Annotated in this window: 8 protein-coding genes; 1 reads left to right on the plus strand and 7 read right to left on the minus strand. The window is 60.2% G+C overall.

What is annotated here, in order from left to right:
• Positions 1 to 908: 908 nt before the first annotated feature.
• Positions 909 to 3,923, plus strand: a complete 3,015-nt coding sequence (locus tag AC5RU9_RS01145) for a chitobiase/beta-hexosaminidase C-terminal domain-containing protein (RefSeq protein ID WP_494015026.1) — start codon at positions 909 to 911, stop codon at positions 3,921 to 3,923.
• A gap of 80 nt (positions 3,924 to 4,003) precedes the next feature.
• On the opposite strand, the gene AC5RU9_RS01150 is transcribed toward AC5RU9_RS01145, so the two are convergent.
• From AC5RU9_RS01150 to glf, 7 genes are all read right to left on the minus strand, one after another.
• A complete protein-coding gene (locus AC5RU9_RS01150; protein WP_309994559.1) occupies positions 4,004 to 4,960 on the minus strand; it encodes a glycosyltransferase family 2 protein in 957 nt (318 codons plus the stop codon).
• Between the two features lie 3 nt (positions 4,961 to 4,963).
• The gene (locus AC5RU9_RS01155; protein ID WP_494015027.1) at positions 4,964 to 5,449 is read right to left on the minus strand and encodes a GtrA family protein; all 486 of its coding nucleotides are present in this window, start codon (positions 5,447 to 5,449) and stop codon (positions 4,964 to 4,966) included.
• A 2-nt stretch (positions 5,450 to 5,451) separates the two neighbouring features.
• A complete protein-coding gene (locus tag AC5RU9_RS01160) occupies positions 5,452 to 7,554 on the minus strand; it encodes a DUF6541 family protein (protein WP_494015028.1) in 2,103 nt (700 codons plus the stop codon).
• A gap of 71 nt (positions 7,555 to 7,625) precedes the next feature.
• Positions 7,626 to 8,357 (minus strand): ABC transporter ATP-binding protein, encoded by a 732-nt coding sequence (locus AC5RU9_RS01165; protein ID WP_309994563.1) that lies wholly within the window; start codon positions 8,355 to 8,357, stop codon positions 7,626 to 7,628.
• Complete coding sequence (locus tag AC5RU9_RS01170) at positions 8,358 to 9,215, minus strand: ABC transporter permease (protein ID WP_167263120.1); 858 nt, start codon at positions 9,213 to 9,215, stop codon at positions 8,358 to 8,360.
• A 2-nt stretch (positions 9,216 to 9,217) separates the two neighbouring features.
• Positions 9,218 to 11,224: a glycosyltransferase gene (locus AC5RU9_RS01175; RefSeq protein WP_494015029.1), complete on the minus strand. Its 2,007-nt coding sequence runs from the start codon at positions 11,222 to 11,224 to the stop codon at positions 9,218 to 9,220.
• On the minus strand, positions 11,221 to 12,405 hold the full coding sequence (glf, locus tag AC5RU9_RS01180) for a UDP-galactopyranose mutase (RefSeq protein WP_494015030.1): 1,185 nt from the start codon (positions 12,403 to 12,405) through the stop codon (positions 11,221 to 11,223). Before glf ends, AC5RU9_RS01175 begins: the two co-directional genes overlap by 4 nt.
• Between the last annotated feature and the right edge of the window lie 78 nt (positions 12,406 to 12,483).

Here is a 12,483-nt window from a genome sequence, read left to right on the forward strand (position 1 = left end):
AGAACCGGCCAGGCTCATCCTCCCCCGGGGTCTCATCTCGCCCAGTTACGCCGTTGAGGGTTCCAGACGTTGCTTGCCCGCCTGGGTCCAAGGTGGCCGTCGCGGAGGGGCTGCTGGATGGGGATGTCTCTGACCCCTGTTGGGGTGTAGCCGGCGTTGGTTGAGGCGAGGGGGCCGTGCAGGCGACCAAAAGCATCAGCACCGGCAGTGCAGTAGGAAATAGTCTGCGCATTGTGACCTCCACCTCAATCGTGCGTGGCGGCAGTTACGGGGTCAAGTCATCCTGGCCGTCACGGAATCGGTTTGGGATCGGCCAGGGCCAACGTTGCTGGGAGGCCGCAGAAAGAACATTCCGCAAACAGTAGTGACAAATGGTGCGATTGGTGGAAGATGTACGTAGACGCAGCCGGAGACGGCGTGGGGCGAATAACCAATGCATGCGGAGCTGGGGAGCATCCGAATGAAGTGGGGATTCCTCGGTGGACACGCGCAATCGCAGTGTTCTTCAGCTTGGTTTGGCATGTCTTGCCTTCGCCGGTCGCTCAAGAACCTTTCATCCAGCCACGCTAGCTTCTGCCCGCGGTGCAGCCGCATCGGAGCATCGCCGTCTAAGACTGACCGCGCTCCTGGCCACTGCCAGCTTGGCCACTGCCGCCCTAACCGGTGCGCTGACGGCGGGACCCGCAGCGGCAGACCAAGCCCGCCAAACCGTGACTACCGGTCTGACCAAGGCAGCGGGTTCGTTAGTGGATCCGCACGGCAAGCTGTGGGTTTCAGATGCCCGGGCCGGCTTTTGCCGTGTGACTGAAGCTTCAGGCTCAACGCCTGGAGGCATAGAAGTGGCCACGTGCCTAGGCGGGACCCTCTCTGGCCACGACAATGGACCAGCCTTAGCTGGTACCCCGGCGATGATCGATCCGACACCTGCCGCCGTCGGCTCAGGCGATGAGATCGCTTTCATTCCGGACGCCGCCGTCGGAAGTTCCGACGTCGTCCGTGCCCGCTGGAACTCTGGAAGCAGTACGTTCGAATACGATGGCGCGCTGACCATCTTTGATGGGGACCTGCGGCCGAATGCTGTCAGCGATGGCCCGGACGGCAACATCTACCTCTCGTTCGGGAACGCCCGGTCGATTGTAAAGATCGTGGACCCAACCGCCCTCCACCCGAGCATAGAGTCCATCGCCTCCGTCAACTCACGTTCCTTGGGCCTGGCAGCAACGCACCGAAACAGTGCCGGAAATGTGGTGGTGTATGTCGCTGAGACCTCAGGTTTGACCGTCTTCACAGCCCCGGACGACGGTGAACTGACCAATTTCATCCCTTCCCCTCTTTACAATGTCGGAAAGCCGACTGCCATCTACTACGACTGGCAGTCACCTTTGGTTCTCTACACAGGAACCGCAGGCGGAACCTCCACAGCCGACGCCGGAAAAGACACCATCTCACGCATCGACTTGAGCACGGACACCGTGGACAACAAGTGGGCCGTGGGCTTCAGCATGGTGGGAGGCCTGGGCATCCGGGACGGCAAATTGCTGGTCATGGAAGACCCGGGTCAGCTTGACCCCGCGAAGCCGAGCGAGCGCGGCAGGCTTCTGTCCTTGGGCGGCGTCGTTCCGTCAATCACCAGCGGCCCAACGGCTGCCGATGGCACACAAGCCCCCAACCCGGCGTTCACCAATGACTCCACCCCGACATTCTCTGTGGCATCCACCCCACCCGGCGGAGCCCTCGAATGCAGCTTGCAGTTGAGTACGGCGACGCCGGTATGGCAGGTATGCACGGCAGGCACCTTCACGCCGGCTGCTGCGCTGGCGAACGGGGCCTATACATTCTCCGTCCGGGCAGCGCCTTCGGGACTTCCGGTATCCCGGGCATTTACTGTCGATGTGACAGCACCTGCCGCCCCCGTAATCACGTCACCCGCGGCCGGATCGACGGTCAACGGCTCACCGGTCCTTGGTGCTACCTCGGAGCCGGATTCGACCCTGGCCTGCTCGGTTGACTCCACCACGACGTTCACGGCATGCGCCACTGGTTACGTGTTCAAGCTCGCAACCGCTGGACAGCACGTGCTTCGTGTGCGGGCCACGGATATGGCAGGAAACGTCAGTCCGATCGCGTCTGTAACCGTGACAGCCGACCTGACGGCACCCCAGGTATCGATCTCGTCCCCGGCCGAGGGGGCAACTGTTGGCATCTCGCCATCATTCACGTTCTCCTCCTCGTCCCCGGACATCGCAGGATTCAGATGCAAGCTCGGCAGCAACGCCTTCACGGCCTGCACATCGCCGAAGGCCTACACGAATGTTCCCAGCGGCCCTACCTCATTCACCGTGGAAGCTACTGACACTGCAGGCAATACGTCCACGGCGACAAGGAACGTGTCGGTCTTCGCCGCCGACACCCAGCCACCTGTGGTTTCCGTTGATCCGGCTGGTGGCACGTATGGGTCCAACAAAACCATCAACCTGTCAGTCAATGAGGCGGCCACCATCTTCATCACCACGGACGGGACAACGCCCACAACCGCCAGCACCGTCTACGCGGGACCCATACCGCTGACGTCGATGACCCTGAAGTACTTCGCCCGGGACACCGCCGGAAATACCTCAGCAGTCGCTTCGCAGACCTACGTCCTCGACAACCTGGCTCCAACGCTGACCGTCTCACCGGTCGACGGCGCGTACCCGTCGGGCCAACAGGTCACGATGTCGTCCACTGAGGCCGGTAGCATCTTCTACACAACTGACGGGACCAGTCCAGGCACCGCCGCCGCTGGAAGTACCAAGGCATACACAGCGCCCTTTGCTCTGGCAGGTAACACGACCGTGAAAGCACTGGCCGTGGACGCATTCGGAAACGCTTCTGGCGTGACATCCCGTTTGTACACCGTTCTGGATACAACTCCCCCGGTGGTTACCGTAACTCCACCGGCAGGCAGCTATCCTGCGAACCAGCAGATCACGCTAACGTCCAATGAACCCGGTTCGAGCATCTACTTCACCACCAACGGAACAAATCCGACCGCAACCGCCGGGAACAAGTATTCGTCGCCAATTACCTTGACCGCGGCCATGACCTTGAAGTATTTCGCCGTTGACGCTGCCAACAACAGCTCAACCATCGCTACGCAGGCTTACACGATCTCCGTGCCACCTGCCAATACGTGGAAGGACTACACCGGAGACTCCAAGAACGACGTCCTGGCACGCGACAACGCGGGCACACTGTGGCTCTACCCGGGTAGCGGCACCGGAGGTTGGCTAACGCAAAAATCGTTGGGCACCGGCTGGAACTCGCTGAATGCAATCGTCCCTACCAAGGACTTCAATGGTGACGGACGCAGTGACGTACTCGCCCGGGATACCAACGGCATCCTCTGGTTGTATCCAGGTAATGGGACCGGTGGGCTGCAGACCCGGGTACAGGCCGGGACGGCATGGACAAGCATGACGCTAATCCTGGCCCCGGGTGACTTCAACGGCGATGGAAAGGCCGATGTCCTGGCAAGGGATGCCGCTGGAGCCCTGTGGCTCTACCCCGGCAACGGCACCGGCGGTTTCACATCAAGCGTGCAGGTGGGCGCCGGGTGGAATGCCATGAATGCGATCCTCAGCACCGGTGACTTCAATGGCGACGGGAAATCCGATGTTCTTGCCCGCGACACCTCAGGCATCCTCTGGCTGTACCCCGGCAATGGAACCGGCGGGTGGCTCAGCAGGGTCCAGGTGGGAAGTGGTTGGAGCGGAATGACCGCCATCCTGGGCCCGGGTGACTTCAACGGTGACGGCAAGAACGACGTCCTCGCCCGGGACTCGGGTGGCAACCTCTTCCTCTACCCGGGCAACGGAACGTCCGGCTGGCTGTCCCGCAGCCAGGTGGGTTGGGGTTGGGGAGGATTCACCTCCCTCCCGTAGCTGAACAGGTTGCACAAAAGGAGAGCCCGAACGCATGATGCGTCCGGGCTCTCCCTTTGTCTTCTTGAGAGTCTTGCCTTCTAGGTACGTTCCTTCATGGGGTGCATGGAAGGCCTGTTGGGACTGGCTTGGATATCCAGTTGCAACGAGACCAACAGCATCTGCACACCCAGCACAAACGGCACCACAGCAAGCATCACCGACCCCGCCGTAGGTGAACCGACGCTAGCTGCCAGAACCCAGATCCCGGCCACCAGGCCCATGACGATCAGTGCGATCCCGGCAATGAGCAGGAGGGCCACAGCAGAGAAGGACCACACCATGTACTTCCACCACACCCGGCGCCAGAAACCACCGAAGAGCATCGCCAGCAGCTCCGGGATAACCTTCCGGAGCTTGATGCTGGACACCTCATTGCCGTACACCGCCGGAATGGGAACGTCCACAATCGGCACGTCCAGGATGTTCAGGTGGATGAGAAGGTCGTTCTCGAAGCTGTAGCGGGCCGCTACCTTGTTCATGGGCAGACGGCGGAGCACCTCGGTCCGGATGGCGGTATAGCCATTCTGGGGATCGAAGATGTGCCAGTAGCCGGAAGCCAGCTTCGTCATGAAGGACAAGACAATGTTGCCGAAGATGCGGTAACCGGGCATGCCGGCGAACGATTCTCCGGAGAAGAACCTATTGGCCTTGGCGAAACCATAGCCGTCAACCACAGGGTCCAGCAGCTGCGGAAGATAATCGGGATCCATCTGCGCGTCGCCGGCCATGACGACGTTGATGTCTGCACCCAGTTCCATTGCAGCCTTGTGTGCTGTCAGGACAGCGCCACCCACACCCTGGTTGACCTCGTGGCGGATCAAGGTGACCCGGCCGTCGTCGGCCCGGCGGGCAGCGCCAGAAGTGTCGTCGGGGCTGCAGTCATCAACAATGACGATGTCATCGACAAAGTCGGGCATCGTTTCGATGACCTGTGCAATGTGGTTTTCTTCTTTATAGGCCGGTACTACCGCGGCAATTCGAACGCCTCGATACATCGATTATCCTTCGCTGCTGTTAGGTGTGAGTTTTTGGGCCGGCAAGTCGGAGTCAGGCTCGCCATTTACAGGTTCAGTGGCGTTCTTCACTTGCTTTTGCTGCGGGAAGATCCAGTGCTTGTAGATGAAGTAGTTCCACCCCATGGTGACAATCGTCGCAACTACTTTACCCACTACATATCCGGCCCCCAGGAACTGGAAGAGCTCCACAATGCCCATGACGGCCACGGTGTTGAATGCCAGAAGGACCGAGTACCTGAGAACGCCGCCCAGAGCAGTGCCGCCACCGTTGAAGGCGAAATGGCGCTGCAGGAAGTAGTTGAAGAAGAAGCTGCCCCAGAAACCGGCTCCGGTTGCGAGCCACAGGGGCCAGCCGAAGACCTGGAAACACAGAGCCAGCAGGCCAAGGTCAACAAGGAAGCTCAGGCCGCCAACTATAAGGAACTTGAACAGGCTCGAGGCCATGAACTTTCCGATGAAAGCCTTCATGATCAGCAGATCCTTCCTAGCGGGGCAATGCCATCAGGCTTGGTGTTCTCAAGGATTCCCGAGACACCGTCAAGCTGAAGACGGTCCTTGGATGCGGCGTCGAACGCTTGTTTTCCGCCAGGGAGCTGGCTCCAGTCGATCTGATACAGTGCCGCGTTGCCTTCACGCACCACGAGCTTAAGGTACGGGATGGAATCCGGCTGTGTCAGGCCCGGCTTGGGTTCATCCCACGCACGGATCCGGCCATCGGCGATGTACACCCATTCGATGCCAAGCTCGGAAGCAGCGGCACGGGCGGCGTCGTCGGAGGCGAGGTCACCCAACTTCTGCAGGACCAGCAGCTGCCGGTTGGTGGGCAGGATTTCGAAGTGGCGGATCATGGGCATACGGTTCCCGAGCGCATACATCCACACGGAGCCATCGCAGGAATCGTTCAGCACGGTAGCGTCCTGCGGAACATAACGGTCCATGGTGCTGAGCAGATCCACCTCGGATTTGCTGAGCGTTGCGCCGTCCACCTTGGTGTTGATATTGATCCGCTCCGCGTTTTGCTTGAAGTACGGGATTGCGGCAATGCCGCTCACCAGGAGCACAGCGGCCGCCACGGCAGCCGTCAACACGGTGCTGCCCTTGTGCGACGAGCCCACTTCCCGGTTGGTGGAGCGTGAAGCGCGGACCCTGCCAACGAGCCAGGCAACTGCCTCTGCTATCTGGGCAATACCCAGGCCCGCCAGCGGTATGAGGAGCATGACAAGGATGCCGAAGATCCGCCACTGGTCATCGTAGAAAGGCGCCGTCAATGACATAAAGCGGGGGTTGTCCGTACCCATGGTGTAAACCGACAGGAACGCGAACGCCAGGACGGGGCCGAAATACCACCACATGCGGATCCTGAAGACGAGCGCAAGACAGCCCAGGGCCACCATGGCGGTGAGGATCGGCATCGCCATGGATCCGTGATTCAGGAAAATGATGTTCTGGATGGCACCGTTGCGGTCCGTGTCGGCTGCCCACACCTGCTTGGAAACCCGCTCGGATTCCTTCAGCATCTGGGTAATGATGGGCAGCCCCAGGACCACGGCCAGCACACCCGAGACCGCCAGGTAGACGGTAATTCCCAGAATTCTTCCCCTGCGGCGAACCAGCGCAGAAAGCATCCAGAAAACCAGCACCGGCAGGACCACGAAGGCCAGGGAGGGGTGAACGGCGATCAGGCCCACTGCGCCGAAGGCGATTCCCGGAATCCAGAATTTCCGACGGTCCACAGCACCTTTGACAGCGAGGTAAACGAAGGGGCCCACCAGCAACATTCCGGCAAAGAAAGGAATCAGCGGACCACGCCAGAGCAGGTCATAGGGATACACGGTAAACCAGCCTGACACGGCACCCGCGGCTGCCACTGCGAGGGGGCGACGGGTGACCACCATGGTCAGCGCCATGGTGCTCAGGGGCAACTGGACGCCCATCATCACCAGGACAAAGACGTTCAGGAACACGGGGATGCTGACGCCGCTCATCGGCCAGAAAAGTGAGAGCACGGCATGGAAGGCGATCGGGTAGCTACGGATCGGGGCTTCGGCAATATTGGTGTCGTAGTACGCAAAGTTGCCCGCGATGCTGGGATCCCACTCATGGTTGACCGAGATCAACCTGATCATGTTGGCGTGCCAGGGAATGTCCCAGTCCTGATTGATTCCCAGGAGACCCTCAGTGCCAACAGTCCACGACACCGCGGCGACGGCGCCGCCGGCCACCAGACCTGCGCCGATGACCAACCACGTCCCCTTGAAGTGGTGCTTCCCAAAGATGCTCTTTACCGGAGGATTATCGAACTTGTCCGGGAAACGCCGCTGGAGAGCCAGCCGCGCGACAAAAAGAACCCCCGACAGCAGCACCAGAACCAACACGACGGGCAGCAACTGCCAGCTCAAGCCCAAAGCGTTGCCCATGACGCCGATGACGGTCAGAACGCCCATCCCCAGCAACGGGGCCACCACGGGCAGCAAGATACGACGCACGCCCAGTGCCTCGCCCAGGAGCCAGCCTGGCCCCCACCACAACACAACGATCAGGAGTACACACAACAGCAGCGGGCCGATACCCATTCCTACGATCGCCTTTCTTAGATGCTTCTACTAGCCATCCGTTGACAGACGACTCTTGCAATTTATTCCGGTTAGTGGCGGTCCCGAAGCCATGCCACAGCCTGGTCAGCAGGTCCCTCGAACTGCACTGTTCCCGAGGACAGCACGACACCGCGGTCACAGATACGCGCGATCATGTCGAGGTCATGGCTTACCACCACCAAGGTTCTCCCCTCATCGGAGAGTTGCTTGATCTTGGCCAAACATTTCCGCTGGAAGGGTTCGTCGCCCACCGCCAGGATCTCATCCACCAGGAAGATGTCCGGCTGGGTGTGGACGGCAACGGCGAACGCGAGGCGAAGGAACATACCCGATGAGTAGAACTTCACTTCGGTGTCGATGAACTGCTCGATCTCCGAGAAAGCGACGATGTCGTCGAACTTTTCCTCGATCTCCTGCTCGGACATTCCCAGGATGGCAGCGTTGAGGTACACATTTTCACGGCCGGAAAGATCCGGGTGGAAGCCCGCGCCAACTTCGATCAGGCCTGCCACACGCCCCTTAGTGCGAACAGTCCCCTGGTCCGGCAGGATCACGCCTGAGATCAGTTTCAACAGCGTGGACTTGCCGGAGCCGTTGAATCCCAGCAGGGCCACCGTCTCACCAGGTTGGATTTCGAAGCTCACATCATGCAAGGCATCAAACTTTTTGGTCAGCTCCCCCTTGCGTCCCTTGACGAGCCACACCAGTGTTTCCTTCATGGAATGCGAATGGCGGAGGTTGAAGGTCTTTTTCAGCCCCTTGACGATTACTGCGGCGCCCAACTAAACCTCCTGCGCAAAGTGGCCTTCAAGGCGTCGGAAGACGATCTGGCCGATAACTAGGAACAATGCAGCCATGCCAAGACCAATAAATCCGGTCATCAGCAGGTGTGGTGGCAACTCAACTGGCTGGTTGACAGTCGGGTACCAGAAGGCCCAGTGGAACAGCTCCACAGCAACCGTGATGGGATTGAGCTGATAAATGGTCAAAACCCAGGGTGCGGCCAGGCGCCGGATCATGGTCCAGTCGTAGAGGACCGGGGATGTCCAGGTGACAATCATCATGAGCATGTCCACGATGTTCTCTGCGTCCCGGAAGAACACATTGATGGCACCGGCAAGCAGTCCCAAACCTGTGGCCGTGACCGCAACGATGACGAAACCGAGCAACGCACCGAAAAGCTGCGAAATATCAGGGTGCCAACCGTTGAGCAGCGCTGCTGCCAGCAACACGATCAACTGCGGCAGGAAATGTACTGCCGCAACCCACACCGAGGCTACGGGGAACAGCTCCCGTGGCAGATAGATCTTTTTCACCAACGCCGCGTTCGAAACGATCGACCTTGTGGCATTCGAGAACGCTTCGGAGAAGAAGTTGATGACAATAACGCCGGAGAACATGTACAGCGCATAGTTCGGGATCTGGTCCCCCACACGCAACACGATGCCCAACGCAAAGAACAGCACTACGTATTGAACCAACGGCTTGACGTAGGACCACGCCAAGCCCAGCACCGAGCCACGGTACCGGACACGGAGTTCCTTACGCACAATCAGCTTGAGCAGATACCTGCGACGGTAGACGTCAAGAAGCCCGGCGCCTACTCCGGGGACGGCGTATGTATCAGTGGAGTTCGACATCGCTACTTGGTGGGCTCCGAGGCTTCAAAGGTCTTCCGCCAGGATTCCATGGACGTGATCTCCGGCAGGGCCTCACGGTACTGGGTCCGCAGGGTCTCCCAGTTGGAGAACAGCTGTGCGTGGAGCTTGGCGGACTCAACCACCAGTTGACGGGCCAGCTGGGGATCACGCAGGTGCCATGAGGCACCAGTGCCATCGGCATTGGAAACCACGGCGCTGTCCAGATGCGCCAGGCTCCACCACTTGCCGTCCTGGTGCGCGACGTGCGCCTCAGGGTTGACCTTGGCAGAATCGCGGACCGGAGCCAACGCCTGTTTCAGGACGGTTTTCACTGCCCAGGGAAGCAGTCCAAGCGCGCCCGGCTGCTTGTAGGATTGGGGCTTCTTCGGGGGACGCTTGCGGAAGACTTCCGGGAAAGCAGACGGATCCGTCTTGATCTGGGAATCCTGGAACTCGTCACGCATGGCGCGAAGCTTCGGCATCATGGTGGGCAGTTGATCATGGAGATTCCCCGGGCCCGCCAGGACATCACGGAGAGCCATGATGCGTGCCTGCTCAGGGTAGTACTGCATCGATACCAGGTGTTTGACGTCGGCGTTCAAGCTTTCGCGCAGGATACGTCCGCCCTTGGGGAACGGTGAGTGCAGCAGCGTGGCAATAAGCCTGTTGCGCTCGTGGTAGTACGCCTGCCAGTCAACGGAGTCGTCCTTGTCTGCCCAGGAGACATGCCACACTGCGGCACCCGGGAGCGTGACGGTGGGGAATCCTGCAGCGCGGGCACGCAGGGAGTATTCCGCGTCATCCCACTTAATGAAGACGGGAAGGGACAGGCCAATGGTTTCCACCACTGTCTTGGGGATGAGGCACATCCACCAGCCGTTGTAGTCCGCGTCCCAACGCCTGTGGAGCTGCGGGGTGGACCGGAGGCCGGCAGCAGAGAAGTCGTGGTTGCCGAGACCTTCCACCGGGCCCCAGAGGAAGCGGTAGAAGTTCACTACCTCTGAGTAGGCGTGCAGTACCGACTTGTTGTACATGTCGAACATGTGGCCACCCACGATGGTGGGCTTCCGGCAGAGGTCAGCGAACGCGACAGCGCGCATGACACCCTCTGTTTCGAGCTCAATGTCGTCGTCCAGCAGCATGACGTAATCGCTCTTGTCGGACACGAGCATTTCGTACATGTTGCGGGCGAACCCACCGGAACCGCCCAGGTTGCCCTGGTTGATGACGCGCAGCTGCTCGCCCATGGACTCGGCCACCGAGTCAAAGCCTGCCTCATCGGCGACCTTCTTGTTGCCCTGGTCCACGATGATGAGCTCGGCGAGGATCTCACGGAGACCTGCATCCGCGTCAATGGATTTGATGGTCTCGAGGCAATAGTCCGCACGGTTGAATGTGGTGACACCCAGTGTGACCTTGCCCTGCGGGCGGCCTTCATCCGGCACTGCCCAGTGCGCGCTCTTTAGGGTCATGCCGTCGCCGCCGGCGATCAGGTCGAACCAGTACCAGCCGCCATCACCGAAGGGAGCCAGCGACAACTCGAAATCGTTGGTGGACGCGCCCTCTACAAGGATCGAGTCCACACGCTGCGCAGCACCACGGGCATTGGAACGGTAAACAATGACCGTTCCCTCCCCCTCGGTGTCGAGGTGAAGGACAGTCTTCGTTGCCACGGTCCACTTGCGCCAGTAGCTGGCGGGGAAGGCGTTGAAGTACGAACCGAAGGACAGGCGCTCACCCCTGCGGACCTGGACGGAACCACGGTCAAGGATGTCTTCCGGGTGCAGCTTGCGGGTCATGCCAACTGCCTGCACGACGGCGGTGCTGCCGCCGTCGTCCTTCTGCACCTTGCTGGTGTCCGGGTCGACATAGAGCGGAAGCGTGTCCAAGTCCCGGTTGGCGGGGAACACAACGCGCTGGACGATGCGCAGGGCCTGCTGGGCGGCGCTTTCAGTGGACTGAGCGGCAGTCATGCCTGCCTCCTGGCTTTCGTTGGTAGTAGTGGTCATGCGTCCACTCCCCCGCTTTCAAGCTTTGCGCCGCCGGTGAAGTGCGGCTTGATCTTGTTGTCGAACATGGACAGTGCCGAGCCGATGGCCATGTGCATGTCCAGGTACTTGTACGTGCCGAGACGGCCACCGAACAGCACCGACTTCTCGCCACGGGCGAGGTCGCGGTAGGCCAGAAGCTTCTGGCGGTCATCAGAGGTGTTGACCGGGTAGTAGGGCTCGTCGCCCTTCTCGGCGAAGCGCGAGAATTCGCGCATGATGACGGTTGCGTCCTTGGTGTAGTCACGCTCGGGGTGGAAGTGACGGAACTCGTGGATCCTGGTATATGCAGCTTCCGCGTCCGGGTAGTTCATGACCGCGCAGCCCTGGAAATCCTCGATGGGAAGGACTTCTTCCTCAAGGTCAATGGTGCGCCATGACAGGTCGCCCTCGGCGTAGTCAAAGTAGCGGTCCACGGGGCCGGTGTAGATGACCGGCACCTGGCCAAGAACCGACGAGCGGCCGTACTCGCCGTCGTCGAAGAAGTCAGCGTTCAGGGTGACCTCAATGTTGGGGTGATCCGCCATCCGCTCGATCCAGGCCGTGTAGCCCTCAACCGGGAGGCCCTCATACGTGTCGTTGAAGTACCGGTTGTCGTAGTTGTAGCGCACGGGAAGTCGCGAGATGATCTCCGCCGGCAGGTCCTTGGGATCCGTCTGCCACTGCTTGCCGGTGTAGTGCTTGATAAAGGCTTCATACAACGGGCGGCCGATCAGCTGGATGCCCTTGTCGTTCAAGTTCTGGGGATCCGTGCCCGCAAGTTCTCCGGCCTGTTCCGAGATCAGGGCCTTCGCCTCCGAGGGGCTCAGGGCAGATCGGAAGAACTGGTTGATGGTGCCCAGGTTGATGGGCATCGGGTACACCTCACCCTTGTGGTTGGTGTAAACCTTGTGCTGGTAGCTGGTGAACTTCGTGAAGCGGTTAACGTACTCCCAGACGCGTTCGTTCGAAGTGTGGAAGAGGTGGGCGCCGTAGCGGTGAACCTCGATTCCTGTCTTCTCTTCGTTTTCGCTGTAGGCGTTTCCTCCAATATGGTGGCGGCGATCAAGAACCGCGACCTTCAGCCCCAACTCGGTAGCGGCGCGTTCTGCAATGGTCAGGCCAAAGAAACCCGAGCCGACGACGACGAGATCAGCGTTCACAAACTCTCCTGTGTATTGGCGTGCGGGCACAGAAATGCCCACGTCTACTGGTCAAGGCTACCCGACAAGACTGGGGTT

It is taken from the genome of Arthrobacter sp. B0316-5-4 (genome assembly GCF_059090325.1).